Source organism: Streptomyces sp. NBC_00252, from assembly GCF_036187565.1.
GTDB lineage: Bacteria > Actinomycetota > Actinomycetes > Streptomycetales > Streptomycetaceae > Streptomyces.
Genome location: NZ_CP108087.1, coordinates 5,334,556 through 5,348,855, shown reverse-complemented (window position 1 = coordinate 5,348,855; position 14,300 = coordinate 5,334,556). Strand labels below are relative to the sequence as shown.

Here is a 14,300-nt window from a genome sequence, read left to right as displayed (position 1 = left end):
GCAGCCCGATACTCGCGGCGGCCCGAAAGAGGTTCACGCGGGCACGTGGACCGTCTCCACGCGGCTCGCCACCAGCCGTTCGCGCTCGCGGCGGGCCGCCCGGCCGCGCAGCCGGAGGATCTGGCTGATGCCGACCGCCTGGAGGACGAAGATCACCGAGAAGGCGATCGAGTAGTTGTCGCCGGTCGCGTCGAGGAGCACGCCGACCAGGAACAGGGTCGTCATCGAGGCCACGAAACCACCCATGTTGGTGATTCCGGAGGCGGTGCCCTGACGCTCCGGGGGGTTCGCCGGGCGGGCGAAGTCGAAGCCGAGCATCGAGGCGGGGCCGCAGGAGCCGAGCACCGTGCACAGCACGATCAGCAGCCACATCGGCGCGTGCTCGCCCGGGTAGAGCAGCGTGACCGCCCACACCAGGGCCGTGGCGCCGACCGTGCCGAGCGCGAGCGGGAGCCGCGCGGTGTGGTGCCGGGCGACGATCTGGCCGTAGACCAGGCCGACGACCATGTTGGACAGGACGACGAGGGTGAGGAGTTCGCCCGCGGTGGCGCGGGACAGGCCCTGGGCCTGGACCAGGAAGGGCAGGCCCCACAGGAGCAGGAACACCATCGCGGGGAACTGGGTGGTGAAGTGCACCCAGAGGCCGAGGCGGGTGCCCGGTTCGCGCCAGGAGGCGGCGATCTGCCGGCGGACGTAGGCCGCGCCGCGGTGCGGGAACGGCTCCGGCTCGTGCCCGTCCGGGTGGTCCTTGAGGAACAGCAGGAGCAGGACGAGGACTACGACGCCTGCGAGCGCGCTGCCCGCGAAGGCGGCCGTCCAGCCGATGCCGTGCAACAGGCGGGCGATGACCAGGGTGGAGACGAGGTTTCCGGCCATGCCCGCGAGGCCGGCGAGCTGGGCGACCATCGGGCCGCGGCGGGCCGGGAACCAGCGGGTGCCGAGCCGCAGGACGCTGATGAACGTCATCGCGTCGCCGCAGCCGAGCAGCGCGCGGGAGGCGAGGGCGGTGCCGTAGGACGGGGAGAACGCGAAGCCCAACTGGCCCGCTGTGAACAGCAGGACGCCGATCGTCAGGACCTTCTTGGTGCCGAGGCTGTCGACGAGAAGGCCTACGGGTATCTGCATGCCCGCGTAGACCAGCAGCTGGAGGATCGAGAACGTCGACAGGGCCGAGGCGTTGACGTGGAACCGCTCGGCGGCGTCGAGGCCGGCGACACCGAGGGACGTACGGAAGATGACGGCGACGAAGTAGACGGAGACGCCGATGCTCCACACGGCGACGGCGCGGCGGCCGCCGGGCGGATCACCGGGCAGGGACAGCGAAGCGGCGGAACTCGAACTGCTGCTGCTCATCGGACCTCGCCCCGAGCCAGGTGGGAGAACCAGTCGACGTGCTGATGGACGATTCCCGCCGCCGCCTCGGCGTCCCCCGTGCGCAGCGCGTCGAGGATCGCCGCGTGCTCGGTGAGCGTCTTGGCGATGCGGTCGGGATGCGAGTGCATGATGGCGACGCCCATCCGGAGCTGGCGGTCGCGGAGTTGGTCGTAGAGCCGGGACAGGATCTCGTTGCCGCCGCTGCGGACGATCTCGGCGTGGAAGCAGCGGTCGGTGACGGCGGCGCCGGCCAGGTCGCCCGCGGCGGCCTGTTCCCTCTGCCGGTCGAGGAGTTCCTCGAGGCGGGCGATGAGCGTCGGGGAGGCCGGTACGACCTTGCGGACCGCGTGCTGCTCCACCAGCATCCGGGTCTCGACCACGTCCGCGATCTCCTGCGAGGAGACGGGCAGGACCAGGGCGCCCTTCTTCGGGTAGAGCCGGATCAGCCCCTCGACCTCCAGTCGCAGCAGCGCCTCCCGCACGGGTGTCCGTGACACTCCCACCGCCTCGGCCAGCTCGCCCTCGGTGAGCAGGGTGCCGCCTTCGTAACGCCGGTCCAGGACACCCTGCTTGACGTGGGTGTAGACGCGGTCGGCGGCGGGCGGCTGCTTGACGGCGGGCGCGGTGGAGGGGCCGGAAGGGGCGGAACCAGCGGCGGCGAGGGGCGGAGCGGGGGACGGGGACGGCATGAGGACAGCATAGATACAACACGTACGCATGAGGACGGGCGTCCAGGATGCGGACGGAACCGGGAGGGGGGTGCGGGGCGTCTACGACGGTGCGCTTCGGTCGACAGGGGTCCACAGGGGGTGTCACCGGGGCGGGGCATCGGGGGGTGCATCGGGGGGGTGCGTCACACCTTCGTGAACCCGGCGCAGCAACCGCACAACCTTCTGTGCTAGTTACGTGTCACACACGTGCGGCCCTCCCATCCCCCTCCAACTGGGCCGCTCCTCAGGGGCATTCAACGTATTCGGGGTACCTCAGTTGATTACTGCCATTACCGGCATCAAGGGCAGCCGCTTCCGCAGAGCCGCCGCGGTCACCGTGACCGCAGGCGCCGTGCTCGCGGGCGGTGCCCTGACCGCGGCACCCGCGCAGGCCGTCACCACGCCCACGATCGTGGCCAAGGGCGGCTACCTGATGAACAACGCCAACGGGTCGACGTTGTTCAACAAGAAGATGGACACCAAGCTGTCCACCGGCTCGACCACGAAGATCATGACCGCCAAGGTCGTGCTCTCCCAGTCGAACCTGAACCTCGACTCGAAGGTCACCATCCAGAAGGCCTACAGCGACTACGTCGTCGCCAAGAACGCCTCACAGGCCCACCTGATCGTCGGCGACAAGGTCACCGTCCGCCAGCTCCTCTACGGGCTGATGCTCCCGTCCGGCTGCGACGCGGCGTACGCCCTGGCCGACAAGTACGGCTCCGGCTCGACCCGGGCCGCGCGGGTGAAGTCGTTCATCGGCAAGATGAACTCGACGGCGAAGACGCTCGGCCTGAAGAACACCAAGTTCGACTCGTTCGACGGCATCGGCAACGGCAACAACTACTCGACGCCGCGCGACCTGACGAAGCTCGCCAGCAACGTGATGAAGAACGCCACGTTCAAGACGGTCGTCAAGACCAAGTCGTACAAGGCGAAGACGATCACCAAGACCGGCAGCACCCGCACCATGGCTGCCTGGACCAACACCAACACCCTGCTCAACAGCTACAGCGGCACGATCGGCGTGAAGACCGGCTCCGGCCCCGAGGCGAAGTACTGCCTCGTCTTCGCCGCCACCCGCCACGGCAAGACGGTCATCGGCACGGTCCTCGCGTCGACGTCGGTCAACCAGCGCTCGGCGGACGCGACGAAGCTGCTCAACTATGGCTTCGCGCGACTTGGCTGACATTCGCTCAGCCTGTTGACCAACCAACCAGAACCGAGGGACCTGCCGCATGCCAGCGGCGGGTCCCTTTGTCGTGTACGGCCCCTGCCTCCGGCCGGGCTCTTCAGTCGGTGTCCGTCGCCGTCAGCACGGCAATACGGCGACGGTCGGGGGAGAGGGCGGCTATCCCGTAGTCGGAGTCGATGTCACCGTGGAACCAGTCCGTGTCGGCCTCGAAGTGGAACCAGGTGCTCTGCAGGGCACGCTGCTCCACCTCCTCCGCGCTCGCGCCGGCCGGGGCACCGCAGAGCCCGGCGACCGAACGCCATGCCCACAGCCGGCCCCAGGCGCCGTGCACGCCCGAGTCGAACATGCCGCCCATCGACGCCGTGGCGAAGAGGAGCCGCCAGATCTCGTCCGGCGTGCGGACGGCGACCCCGAAACGATCCGTGGGGCCGAGCCCGTCGACACACGGCATGGGCAGCGTCGGCAGCAGCACAGGCACCCGCTCGGGTGCGACGGCCTCGTCCAGCAGGAACACCCAGGCGCCGCGGTCACCCCATTCGCCCGCCCGCACGGCGGCGACGATGCTCTCGTGTACGTCCGCGGTGGCCATGTCGCGCAGGGCGGACCGCTCGGACGTACGGGGCGTCGGCGGGTCCACGCGGCCCTCGACGGGCAGCTGACTCGGCACCCCGAAGGAGGAACCGTTGATCGAACGGCGCGGGAAGTCGGCGCCGGCCTCAAGACCGCTGCGGCGCACCGGAAGCCAGGCCAGGGCGTGCCAGCCGGGTCGGACGATCGTCCATGTGCGCAGCGCCGGGAACGCGTCGGCCTCCACACCGCGGAGCACCAACTCGTGGAAGAGGCAGTCGCGCAGTTCGTCCAGGTGCTCCTGTTCGCGACGTTCGAAGATGGCGGCCGCGAGGTCGGCGACCGGGTGGTGCTCCGCGAGGAGTGAGGCGACGAAGGGCAGCAGGGGGTGACGCCCAGTCGACGGGCGCTTCCCGTCGAGGAGTTGGAGCAGGTGCCCCAGACTGTCCCGGCCGGGGGTCAGGGCCAGCACCCTCACCACGTGAGCGAGTTGGCGCTCGTACTCCCTTACCTGCCGTACGGCTTCCGCGTGTTGGTCGGCCAGCTGCTCCCCCAGTTCACGCATGGACGCGGAGTCGCCTTGGGCGGCGCGTTGTTCGGCGTGGCTCCAGAGACCGACGAGATCGCTCACCTCTGGTGGTCACCTACGTGTGCGGCGAAGGCGGTCCAGGCGGAGGGGGTGAGCCGGACTATCGGCCCGTCCACGTCCTTCGAGTCGCGGACGGCGATCGTGCCGGGGATGTTGCGGGCGACCTCGACGCACTCCTGACCGGCATTTCCGCCGCTGTAGCTGGACTTGACGAACTCGAATGCGGGCACGCCGGCTACGTCTCCTTCAGGATCGCGTCGATCAGTCTGACCGAGTTCTGCCCCGCGAGGCCCAACCGCGTGATCCGGTCGAAGAGCCCGTTGTGGTGGTCGGCATCAGTATCGCTCTCCAGCCAGACGGTCGACGAGGTGGTGTCCACGTGAACCACGTCCAGGGCACCGGGTTCGGCGAACGACACGATGGTGAAAGCGCTCGTCATCCCCGGATGCGCACCAGCCAGGTAAGGCAGCACCTGGAGCTTCACGTTCGGTCGGCGCGTCATGTCCAGCAGATGCCCCAGCTGGGCTCGCATGACCTCACGCCCGCCCACGAGTTGACGCAGGGCGGCCTCGTGCACGACCGCCCACAGTTCCAGCGGGGCCTCCCCATGCAGCCGAGCCTGCCGCGCCATTCGGGACTCGACAAAGGGTTCGATCTCATCCGGGTCCTCCCAGTGGCCGTTGCCGACCGCCAGTGCCCGCGCGTAATCCGGCGTCTGCAAGAGCCCCGGGACGACTGCCAGTTGCCATGTCCGGATGTTGGTGGCGATGTCCTCCAGCGCCACGTACTCGACCATCGCCTCCAGTTGGGGGTACTGGTTCCACCAGCCGTGGGCTTTGCGCCGCTCACGGTCCGCCTTGGCGAGGGCCAGCAGCTTCCCGATCACCACCTCGTCGCTCTCGCCGTACAGGTGGCACAGCGCCCTGACATCGGGGTCTCGCATCGGCACCTGACCGCGCTCGATCTTCGCGACCTTGGTCACGGACGCCGTCAGCGCTTCGGCGGCATGCGCCTGCCTCAGGTCACGCGCCTCCCGCATCCGAAGCAGCTCGCCACCAAGCCTGCGGCCCAACACGGTGGTCACCGTCCGCCCGCGGTCAGGGTTGTTGCCCATACAGCGTTCCTTCCCCATGAGTCGGCCCAGTCTGTAGCCCTCTCGAAGCAACCCACAACCGAGGCAGGAAATTTTCTGCCGAAAACTAGTTGCTGCCAACTATCCCGAAACGCTACCGTCAGTAGCCAACAAGCCACCCAGCGAAACCAGTTGGCGGAAGTGCACCGCGCTGCCCTCACACAGCCCGGCAGAGCCACCCCACCTGGCCCGTCCCCCACGGAGGTGCCTCCCGGTGACCGACTCCTGTCCTCCCGGACTCCCCAAGCCCCACGACCGCCGCTACGACCACTACGACGCCGTCACCTACACCCCGTACCCGATCAACATCCCCCGCGCCCGCAGACACGTCGCCCACCTCACCGCAGCCTGGGGACACCCCCACTCCGCCGGCGACGCGGCGCTACTGGCAAGCGAGTTGTGCACGAACGCCTTACTTCACGGGTGCCTCCGGGACCGCCTGTTCCGCGTGGAGACGTCCCTCACCGGCAACGCCCTGCGCGTCGCGGTCACGGATCCGAGGGGCGAGCGACTCCCGTACCCCCAAACCTCCACCCCGGACGACCAGTTCGGCCGCGGCCTGCTCATCGTCCGCACGCTGGCAGCCCGTTGGGCCGTGGAGAGACTCACCGTGGGGAAGACCGTGTGGGCGGAGCTGAACATCGCGGGGCGCCACGAGGCGTAACTCCGTGACCCGACACGGCCATTCGACGACCTGACCGCCTCGCTTCGAGGTCACTGCGAACCGTAGGATTATTGCAACAGCAAGTGACGTGTGATGTCGACGCGACGGGGGCGGAGATACGGCATGGCAGTGCCCGGAACCGGAACGGGCCAGGGCGGCAACCCTGACCTGCACGTCACCTCCGCCGACCTCACCAAGCTCGCCGGTGACCTCGACGACATGCAGGACCACCTCGACAAGCAGGTCAGACGGATGGACGCGGTCGTCGACCGCGTCGAGGCCGGCTGGCGCGGGCCGGCGGCGACGGCGTACCGCGAGTTCCACCGCGCGGCGACCGAGGACGCCGTACGCATCCGCGAAGTGATGAAGCTGCTGGAGCAGGCCGTGCGGATGAGCCGGGACGGTTTCTCCGCGCACGACATCGAGGTGCTGGAGCAGATGCGGAGGATCCAGGTGGACGTCGGCAGCGAGGTCGACAAGCTGTCGACGCCCAACACGGAGGCGGGGACGGGAGACGACGCGGCGCCCCCGCGCAGCAGCCTCGACTCCTTCTGAAATCTGCTGACCACCCTTCCGACTCTTCTCGACGCGGGCTGCCAACTGCCGCTCAGCCAGCCATAGTTACCGACCGATATCCAGGGGGATCATGTCGACCGGGGCTTCCGCCGACGACCACATAGCCGTCTCCTTCGCCACCCTCCACGACCTCGCCGCCGAGCTGGAGGACATCCTCAAGCAGCTCAACGGCAAACTCGACGACCTCTACGACCGCGCCGAACCGGTCGTCCTCTCATGGAAGGGCGAGGCCCGCGAGGTCTTCGTCGAGAAGCTCGACGAGTGGGACAGGTCGGCGCAGGACCTGCAGACCGCGCAGAAGTGGCTGCACGCGTATGTGACGACCGGTCATGCGAACTACGCGGCGGCCCATCGGGCGGTGCTGCGCGGCTGGGGAGCCGCCTGATGGGAACTCCTGCGCCGTCACAGAACGGGACCATCGACGTCAAGCCGTCCCATCTCCACTACGTCGCCGGCGGCTTCGCCGGACAGCAGACGCCCTTCGACAAGGCTGCCAAGGATCTGCTGACCGAGTTGCACAAGTACCCGGACGCGGGTGGCTACGGGACAGCCGCGCAGAACTTCGCCAAGTCGTATGTTGAGGTCGCCAATCTCTTCCTCGACGTTTGGGCCAGGTCTGTGGAGAGCGTCGGCGGTGCCGCCGTCGGTTTCGCCACGACCGCAAACAACTACTCCACGGCCGAGGCAGCCAACGATGCGTCCGGCAAGACCAAAGCGCAGATCCAGCCGCCGCCTCAGGTGATCGACAAAGCCCCGGCCCACGGCCCGGTGCCCGATCTCAAATGGGGTGACGACGATGGCGGCGACGACTTCATCCGGTCCCTGCTGGAGTGCATACCTGACCTCATTTGGCACATCATCCGCCCCCTGCTGCACCACGCCTTCCGCTGGGGCAAGGTCGCCGAGGTATATCCCTATCCACAACAGCATTACCTGAACTCCCTCTCCCAGGCGTGGGGGAACATGACCATAACGCTCTCCACGACAGAGAGCATGCTGACCGGCTTTGTGAACGGCATCACTCAGCAGAGCAACAGTGAGTGGTACGACGCCATGCGTCATTTCTGCAGTGCGCTGTGGGGAACCACCGCGTGGGCAAAAAACGATCCGAACGCCGCTTACAAATGGAAGCACGACAGCGCATCGAGTCCCACCGCCACACACCCGGTCATGTCGGTTCTGTTCGATAGTGCGAAGAAGATCAGCGACCTGCTCTACGAACTCGCAGAGGCCGCAGTCGAACTCAATGGCAAGGTCTGGGACATCTATTTCGAGGCCGTGAAACAGGCGGTAGGCCAGATCGATCTCAGCGACGGCTTCGACCTGGAGGATGTAAAACAGGGAGTCAAGACGGTCGGCAGTGTCGTCAAGGGAATCTTCTCAGCAGGGGCGGAGGTTGGTGCGGAGATCACGCTCAACCTCGATACCGCCGCATTGAATGCGGTGGTCGAGCACTACAACACGCGGGTCAACGGGCTGACACCCCAGTTCCGCGCGCTCAAGCCGAACCTGGAAGAAGCCAAGCGAAGTGCTCCCACTTATGAGGCAGAGGAGGCGCGGGCCGAGGCTTTCGGTGCCCGCACCCTCGACGAATTCAAGAAAGATCACAAATGGACTAATCCAGAGGACACAAAGAATGGCGTATACAAGATAGACCTGGCGAGCAGCGAATGGCTCGACGACGGGCATACCATCGACAAGCATGTCGGAAAGACGCCTGAACAGCTTGCGCAACGTCTACGTGATCAGTCAGACCCACCGACAGCAGCATGGCCCAACAATAAGCCTATGATTGCCGGAGCATCCAGCTTCAAAGACATTGAGAGCGCACAGCGGCTCACTCAGTACAATGTCAATGCACATTCCACTCAAATCAAGGCCTGGCTGGATGGTCCACCTCCACCGGAGGAAGGAGAGGTGAAGAAATTTGTCGGCCCGGGCTCCAATGGGGAGGTCACCGGCATCAGCGTTACAAAGCAGCCCTACGACCCCAACGATCCGATGACTGGATTCAAGCAAGGCGGGATGGATGCCAAGCCTGTCGATGTGAAGAACATCGACACCCGGCTAAAGTACGATTCCGATCTCGACCCTCCTTTTGTTGTCATGACCTCCATGCCGGCTCGCTGATAAATTCCTTTGAGGACGAGAATGGAAACCCTTGCGCAAGCCGACTGGGAAGCAGCCTTGCTTCGCCTCCTGGAGGACGTCTACACGTTCGCGGCAACCGGACCAAAAACCGATACAGACTGGCAGAGCGACATGCTGGCAGTCATGAACCGAGAAGTGAACGACCCTCGCGGCTGGCACATTCTGGACTGGGACAAAAAAAACGTGGAGGAGCGGGAACCGAATGCCCCATCCTTCCCGTTCCTCCCTCTGTCCCACGAGACATTGGCAACGCGGCTATTCCCTGTCACTCCAGACACGGCTGCTCGACTACTGGTAACAATGACATTCGAATGGGGGCCGGTCGAACCCGAGAAAAACACACAGGAATTCCTCGCGGATGCCCGGACTGTGCTCAATCGGTACGGCGACAACATCTCCTGCTACACCAACATCACCGACGCACGCATTTCACCGTCACCGGACCTCACCACCGGTGTCCATGGCTGGACGCCTCTCACGCGGTACGACGGTGATTTCGGACTCGTTGTCGTTTCACCCGAAGAAGTCGGCGTCTTCTGGTCGTTCAACCCCATCTGACGGAGCCCGACACCATGCTTACCCGCACCGCCACCTACCCCGACCGAGAAACCGCCCAATGGGCCACCCAACAAACCGTCACCGCCAACGAACAGGCCATCCATCGCTGGCTCGCCCAGTCCACCCGCCCCCGCCTGACCATCGAGGCGAGCTGGCCCTCCCGCCCCGAACCGGTCGGACGGGTCCTGCTCCAGGCGATGATGCTGGCCGGACGAGACCCCGTGGACGTCCGCGCGGCCCGGGTGATCCTGAAGCGGGACACGTCCCGGCCGCACGGGTTCGCCGTGCACGCCACGTTCCCCGTCTACCTCTAACCCGTAGCCGTAGCCGTAGCCGTAGCCGCACCCCGCACCCCGCACCCCGCACCCGCACCCCATGACGACCCACCCGTAGCGACCCCATCCGAAGCGACCCGACCCGACCCGACCCGTAGAGGCTGACCCCCGTGCCCCTGAGCCCCCTCGAACACGACCGCCGCTACGGCGAGTTGGACCAGGTGATCCGCGCCTACGCCGGTCAGTCGGCCGACGACACCCCGGAGAAGCCGAGCGACGCGCTGGTCGCCTACCTGCGTCACACCTGGCACAGCCGGCCGTGGGCCCTCGCCGTCGCGGAGCGGCAGCTGCGGGAGTACGCCGACCGTCCGCCGGGCCGACTCCGCCTGCGGCTCGGCGAGTTCTACGCGATCCCGGACGTCGGGCTCCCCGAGGGGGAGATCCAGCAGTGGCTGTACTGCCTCGCCGATCACCTCAAGCACAGCGTCGAGGAGGGCGAGGTCCCGCCCCCGGCGACCCCCGCCACCCACTGGGAATGGCACGCCCGCTTCCCGGAACTCGGCCAGTTCCTCGGCGGCTGGTTCTCTCAGGACATGCCGGACGAGTTCGACGACCACGACGCGGCGACCGACGACTACCGCACCGCGACCGACCCGCACCTCGTCGCCCGCCTCACCGGCGAACTCCACGAACTCCTCGCCCTGGACCTCGACGAGTCCGACTACGCCCTCGCCGTCGCCGAGTTGGGCATGGAGATCGACCCGCCGACGCCGTACTCACCCAGTGGCTGGCTCGCGCTGGTCGCCGACCGGCTGACCGCACCGCGCGCCGACTACGGGAATCCCGCGGACCAGAGCTGAGCCGCGCGCCCCCACTCACAGAGACGCGCGGCCCATGAAGGCAGCAGCCGCTACCCCCAGGTGATCAACCGCTTCGGCTGCTCCAGCACCGCCGCCACATCCGCCAGCACCTTCGAACCCAGCTCCCCGTCCACCAACCGGTGGTCGAAGGACAACGCCAGCGTCGTGACCTGACGCGGCTTCACCTTGCCCTTGTGGACCCAGGGCTGGAGTTTGATCGCGCCGACCGCGAGGATCGCGGACTCGCCGGGGTTGAGGATCGGGGTGCCGGTGTCGATGCCGAAGACGCCGACGTTGGTGATGGTGACCGTGCCGCCCTGCATCGCCCCGGGGAATGTCTTGCCCTCGCGAGCCGTGGCCACCAACTCACCCAGGGACTGGGCCAGTTGCGGCAGGGTCTTCGCGTGGGCGTCCTTGATGTTCGGGACGATCAGGCCGCGCGGGGTGGCCGCCGCGATGCCCAGGTTGACGTAGTGCTTGAGGACGATCTCCTGCGCGGCCTCGTCCCACGACGCGTTGACGTCGGGGTTGCGCTTGATCGCGACCAGCAGCGCCTTGGCGATCAGCAGGAGCGGGTTGACCCGGAGGCCCGCCATGTCCTTGTCCTGCTTCAGCTCCTCGACCAGCTTCATCGTGCGCGTCACGTCCACCGTCACGAACTCCGTGACATGCGGTGCCGTGAACGCCGAGCCGACCATCGCCGCCGCCGTCGCCTTGCGGACGCCCTTCACCGGGATGCGGGTCTCCCGGGACGTGTCGTACGTCGCGGGAGCGGCCAGCGGTGCGGTCACCTGAACCTGAGCCGCCGTCGGAGCCGGTGCCGGAGCCGCCGCCGCGTGCACGTCCTCGCGGGTGATCACGCCGTCCGGGCCCGACGGGGTCACCGTCGCCAGGTCGACGCCCAGGTCCTTCGCCAGCTTGCGCACCGGCGGCTTCGCCAGCGGGCGCTGCTCCACGACGGCGGGCGCCGCCGCATGGCCGTTCAGCTCCGCCTGTACGGCCGCCACCGCCACCTGCACGGTCTCCTGGGCCGGGATCTCCGCCCCCTTGCGCGGGCGGCGCTTGGTGGCGGACGTGGACACTCCGTAGCCCACGAGGACCGGTGTGCGGGCCGCCGGCTTCTCCTCCGCGGCCGGAGCCTCGGGGGCGGCCTCGGCCGGGGTCTCCGCCGGAGCGGCGCCGCCCGACACGTCCACCGCGATGATGGACGTGCCGACGTCCACCGTCGTCCCCTCGGGGAAGCGGAGTTCGCGGACCACGCCGTCGTACGGAATGGGCAGTTCCACGGCGGCCTTCGCCGTCTCCACCTCGCAGACGACCTGGCCGTCGGTGACGGTGTCGCCGGGCTGGACGTACCACTTGAGGATCTCGGCCTCGGTGAGGCCCTCGCCCACGTCCGGCATCTTGAACTCGCGTACGGACGCTTCTGTCATCGTCGTCACGACCCTCTCCTCAGTACGCCAGAGCGCGGTCGACGGCGTCGAGCACCCGGTCCAGGCTCGGCAGGTACTCCTCCTCCAGGCGGGCCGGCGGGTACGGGGCGTGATAGCCGCCGACCCTGAGCACCGGGGCCTCCAGGTGGTAGAAGCAGCGCTCCGTGATGCGGGCCGCGATCTCGCCGCCGGAGCCGAAGAACACCGGCGCCTCGTGGACCACGACCAGTCTGCGGGTCTTCTCGACCGAGGTCTGGATCGCGTCGAAGTCCAGCGGGGACACCGAGCGCAGGTCCAGGACCTCCAGGGACCTGCCCTCCTCGGCGGCCGCGTCGGCGACCTCCTGGCAGAGCTTCACCATCGGGCCGTAGGCGGCGAGGGTCAGGTCCGTGCCCTCGCGGACCACGCGGGCCTTGTGCAGCGGGCCGGGGATCGCCTCGGTGTTGACGTCGCCCTTGTCCCAGTAGCGCCGCTTCGGCTCGAAGAAGATCACCGGGTCGTCGCTGAGGATGGCCTGCTGCATCATCCAGTAGGCGTCCGACGAGTTCGACGGGCTGACGATCTTCAGGCCCGGGACGTGCGCGAACAGGGCTTCCGGGGACTCCGAGTGGTGTTCCACCGCGCCGATGCCGCCGCCGTAGGGGATGCGCACGACGACCGGGAGCTTGACCTTGCCCAGGGAGCGGGCGTGCATCTTGGCGAGCTGGGTGACGATCTGGTCGTAGGCCGGGAAGACGAAGCCGTCGAACTGGATCTCCACGACCGGGCGGTAGCCGCGGAGCGCGAGGCCGATGGCCGTGCCCACGATGCCGGACTCCGCGAGCGGGGTGTCCACGACCCTGCGCTCGCCGAAGTCCTTCTGGAGGCCGTCCGTGACGCGGAAGACGCCGCCGAGCTTGCCGACGTCCTCGCCCATGATGAGGACCTTGGGGTCGGACTCCAGGGCGGCGCGCAGCGATTCGTTGATCGCCTTGGCCAACGGCAGGTTCTTGAACGTCGTGGTCTCCGCCATGTCACTTACCCCCTTCTTCGTCCGCGAACGACGCCTGGTAGGCGGCGAACTGGGCCCTCTCCTCGTCGACGAGCGCGTGCCCGTCCGCGTACACGTGCTCGAAGATGGCGAACCGGTCCGGGTCCGGCATGGCACGGACCGCTTCGCGCACTCGCCTGCCCAACGCTTCGCTCTCTGTTTCGAGTTCCGCGAAAAATCCCTCGTCCGCGTGGTTTGAGGCCTCGAGGTACGTGCGCAGGCGCAGGATCGGGTCCTTCGCCTCCCACGACTCGCGCTCCTCGTCGGCCCGGTACTTCGTCGGGTCGTCGGAGGTGGTGTGCGCGCCCATGCGGTACGTGTACGCCTCGACGAGCGTCGGGCCCTCGCCGTTGCGGGCCCGCTCCAGCGCCCACTTGGTGACCGCGAGACAGGCCAGGACGTCGTTGCCGTCGACGCGGACGCCCGGGAAGCCGTAGCCCTGCGCGCGCTGGTAGAGCGGGACGCGGGTCTGCTTCTCGGTGGGCTCGGAGATGGCCCACTGGTTGTTCTGGCAGAAGAACACGACCGGCGCGTTGTAGACCGCGGAGAACGTGAACGACTCGGCGACGTCGCCCTGGCTGGAGGCGCCGTCCCCGAAGTACGCGATCACGGCGCTGTCGGCGCCGTCCATGGTGACGCCCATCGCGTAGCCCGTGGCGTGCAGCGTCTGGGAGCCGATGACGATCGTGTACAGGTGGAAGTTGTTCGTGTTCGGGTCCCAGCCGCCGTGGTTGACGCCCCGGAACATGCCGAGCAGGTTGGTCGGGTCGACCCCGCGGCACCAGGCGACGCCGTGCTCGCGGTAGGTCGGGAAGACGTAGTCGTCCTCCCTGGTGGCCCGCCCGGAGCCGATCTGGGCGGCCTCCTGGCCGAGCAGCGACGCCCACAGGCCCAGCTCGCCCTGGCGCTGGAGGGCGGTGGCCTCGGCGTCGAAGCGGCGGGTGAGCACCATGTCGCGGTACAGGCCGCGGAGCTCATCGGGGGTGATGCCGGCGACGTACTTGTCGTACGGGGCGGTCTTCGCGTTCTTGACTCGCTTGCCCTCGGGCGTCAGCAGCTGGACGAGGTCCGGGTCGGCGCCCTTGGCCTTGCTTCCGGCGCTGCGTCGCGGCTTGCGCGGGGCAGTGCTCTCCACGGTCACGTGTGCTCCTCCGTCGGTCCGGCTCCCCGGGTTCGCCGGGTGCCA

Annotated in this window: 16 protein-coding genes; 8 read left to right on the top strand and 8 right to left on the bottom strand. The window is 67.8% G+C overall.

Going from position 1 to position 14,300, the window contains the following annotated elements:
• Nucleotides 1-33 precede the first annotated feature (33 nt).
• Entirely contained in the window at nt 34-1,353 is a 1,320-nt protein-coding gene (locus tag OHT77_RS23425) for an MFS transporter (protein ID WP_328830454.1), read from the bottom strand.
• On the bottom strand, nt 1,350-2,063 hold the full coding sequence (locus tag OHT77_RS23420; protein WP_328830453.1) for a GntR family transcriptional regulator: 714 nt from the start codon (nt 2,061-2,063) through the stop codon (nt 1,350-1,352). The genes OHT77_RS23425 and OHT77_RS23420 overlap by 4 nt, the downstream gene beginning before the upstream one ends.
• A gap of 298 nt (nt 2,064-2,361) precedes the next feature.
• Between OHT77_RS23420 and OHT77_RS23415 the strand changes: the two genes are divergently transcribed.
• The gene (locus tag OHT77_RS23415) at nt 2,362-3,273 is read left to right on the top strand and encodes a D-alanyl-D-alanine carboxypeptidase family protein (protein ID WP_328830452.1); all 912 of its coding nucleotides are present in this window, start codon (nt 2,362-2,364) and stop codon (nt 3,271-3,273) included.
• Between the two features lie 103 nt (nt 3,274-3,376).
• Here the strand turns inward: OHT77_RS23415 and OHT77_RS23410 are convergent, their stop codons facing one another.
• Genes OHT77_RS23410 through OHT77_RS23400 form a run of 3 tightly spaced genes read right to left on the bottom strand, consistent with a single transcriptional unit; the run spans nt 3,377 to nt 5,549 of the window.
• Complete coding sequence (locus tag OHT77_RS23410) at nt 3,377-4,477, bottom strand: DUF6183 family protein (protein ID WP_328830451.1); 1,101 nt, start codon at nt 4,475-4,477, stop codon at nt 3,377-3,379.
• Nucleotides 4,474-4,665 (bottom strand): DUF397 domain-containing protein, encoded by a 192-nt coding sequence (locus tag OHT77_RS23405; protein WP_328830450.1) that lies wholly within the window; start codon nt 4,663-4,665, stop codon nt 4,474-4,476. The genes OHT77_RS23410 and OHT77_RS23405 overlap by 4 nt, the downstream gene beginning before the upstream one ends.
• 5 nt (nt 4,666-4,670) lie before the next feature.
• On the bottom strand, nt 4,671-5,549 hold the full coding sequence (locus tag OHT77_RS23400) for a helix-turn-helix domain-containing protein (RefSeq protein ID WP_328830449.1): 879 nt from the start codon (nt 5,547-5,549) through the stop codon (nt 4,671-4,673).
• Nucleotides 5,550-5,781: 232 nt separating this feature from the next.
• Between OHT77_RS23400 and OHT77_RS23395 the strand changes: the two genes are divergently transcribed.
• From OHT77_RS23395 to OHT77_RS23365, 7 genes are all read left to right on the top strand, one after another.
• Nucleotides 5,782-6,231, top strand: coding sequence for an ATP-binding protein (locus OHT77_RS23395; protein WP_328830448.1), 450 nt, complete (start codon nt 5,782-5,784; stop codon nt 6,229-6,231).
• Nucleotides 6,232-6,354: 123 nt separating this feature from the next.
• On the top strand, nt 6,355-6,786 hold the full coding sequence (locus OHT77_RS23390; RefSeq protein ID WP_328830447.1) for a WXG100 family type VII secretion target: 432 nt from the start codon (nt 6,355-6,357) through the stop codon (nt 6,784-6,786).
• Nucleotides 6,787-6,877: 91 nt separating this feature from the next.
• The gene (locus OHT77_RS23385) at nt 6,878-7,192 is read left to right on the top strand and encodes a WXG100 family type VII secretion target (RefSeq protein WP_328830446.1); all 315 of its coding nucleotides are present in this window, start codon (nt 6,878-6,880) and stop codon (nt 7,190-7,192) included.
• Nucleotides 7,192-8,937: an RNase A-like domain-containing protein gene (locus OHT77_RS23380; RefSeq protein ID WP_328830445.1), complete on the top strand. Its 1,746-nt coding sequence runs from the start codon at nt 7,192-7,194 to the stop codon at nt 8,935-8,937. The genes OHT77_RS23385 and OHT77_RS23380 overlap by 1 nt, the downstream gene beginning before the upstream one ends.
• 21 nt (nt 8,938-8,958) lie before the next feature.
• A complete protein-coding gene (locus OHT77_RS23375) occupies nt 8,959-9,516 on the top strand; it encodes a hypothetical protein (protein ID WP_328830444.1) in 558 nt (185 codons plus the stop codon).
• 14 nt (nt 9,517-9,530) lie between these two features.
• Nucleotides 9,531-9,830 (top strand): RNase A-like domain-containing protein, encoded by a 300-nt coding sequence (locus tag OHT77_RS23370; protein ID WP_328830443.1) that lies wholly within the window; start codon nt 9,531-9,533, stop codon nt 9,828-9,830.
• 131 nt (nt 9,831-9,961) lie between these two features.
• Nucleotides 9,962-10,651, top strand: coding sequence for a contact-dependent growth inhibition system immunity protein (locus tag OHT77_RS23365; RefSeq protein ID WP_328830442.1), 690 nt, complete (start codon nt 9,962-9,964; stop codon nt 10,649-10,651).
• A gap of 50 nt (nt 10,652-10,701) precedes the next feature.
• On the opposite strand, the gene OHT77_RS23360 is transcribed toward OHT77_RS23365, so the two are convergent.
• Genes OHT77_RS23360 through pdhA form a run of 3 tightly spaced genes read right to left on the bottom strand, consistent with a single transcriptional unit; the run spans nt 10,702 to nt 14,255 of the window.
• Nucleotides 10,702-12,093, bottom strand: coding sequence for a dihydrolipoamide acetyltransferase family protein (locus tag OHT77_RS23360; RefSeq protein WP_328830441.1), 1,392 nt, complete (start codon nt 12,091-12,093; stop codon nt 10,702-10,704).
• A gap of 10 nt (nt 12,094-12,103) precedes the next feature.
• Nucleotides 12,104-13,096, bottom strand: coding sequence for an alpha-ketoacid dehydrogenase subunit beta (locus OHT77_RS23355; protein ID WP_266770356.1), 993 nt, complete (start codon nt 13,094-13,096; stop codon nt 12,104-12,106).
• A gap of 1 nt (nt 13,097) precedes the next feature.
• Nucleotides 13,098-14,255, bottom strand: coding sequence for a pyruvate dehydrogenase (acetyl-transferring) E1 component subunit alpha (gene pdhA, locus OHT77_RS23350; RefSeq protein ID WP_266770357.1), 1,158 nt, complete (start codon nt 14,253-14,255; stop codon nt 13,098-13,100).
• Nucleotides 14,256-14,300 lie beyond the last annotated feature (45 nt).

What these genes read in the sequence shown, in the direction of transcription:
- OHT77_RS23425 (WP_328830454.1), bottom strand. Translation starts at nt 1,353, where the DNA reads ATGAGCAGCAGCAGTTCGAGTTCCGCCGCTTCGCTGTCCCTGCCCGGT.
- OHT77_RS23420 (WP_328830453.1), bottom strand. Translation starts at nt 2,063, where the DNA reads ATGCCGTCCCCGTCCCCCGCTCCGCCCCTCGCCGCCGCTGGTTCCGCC.
- OHT77_RS23400 (WP_328830449.1), bottom strand. Translation starts at nt 5,549, where the DNA reads ATGGGCAACAACCCTGACCGCGGGCGGACGGTGACCACCGTGTTGGGC.
- OHT77_RS23390 (WP_328830447.1), top strand. Translation starts at nt 6,355, where the DNA reads ATGGCAGTGCCCGGAACCGGAACGGGCCAGGGCGGCAACCCTGACCTG.
- OHT77_RS23385 (WP_328830446.1), top strand. Translation starts at nt 6,878, where the DNA reads ATGTCGACCGGGGCTTCCGCCGACGACCACATAGCCGTCTCCTTCGCC.
- OHT77_RS23380 (WP_328830445.1), top strand. Translation starts at nt 7,192, where the DNA reads ATGGGAACTCCTGCGCCGTCACAGAACGGGACCATCGACGTCAAGCCG.
- OHT77_RS23375 (WP_328830444.1), top strand. Translation starts at nt 8,959, where the DNA reads ATGGAAACCCTTGCGCAAGCCGACTGGGAAGCAGCCTTGCTTCGCCTC.
- OHT77_RS23370 (WP_328830443.1), top strand. Translation starts at nt 9,531, where the DNA reads ATGCTTACCCGCACCGCCACCTACCCCGACCGAGAAACCGCCCAATGG.
- OHT77_RS23355 (WP_266770356.1), bottom strand. Translation starts at nt 13,096, where the DNA reads ATGGCGGAGACCACGACGTTCAAGAACCTGCCGTTGGCCAAGGCGATC.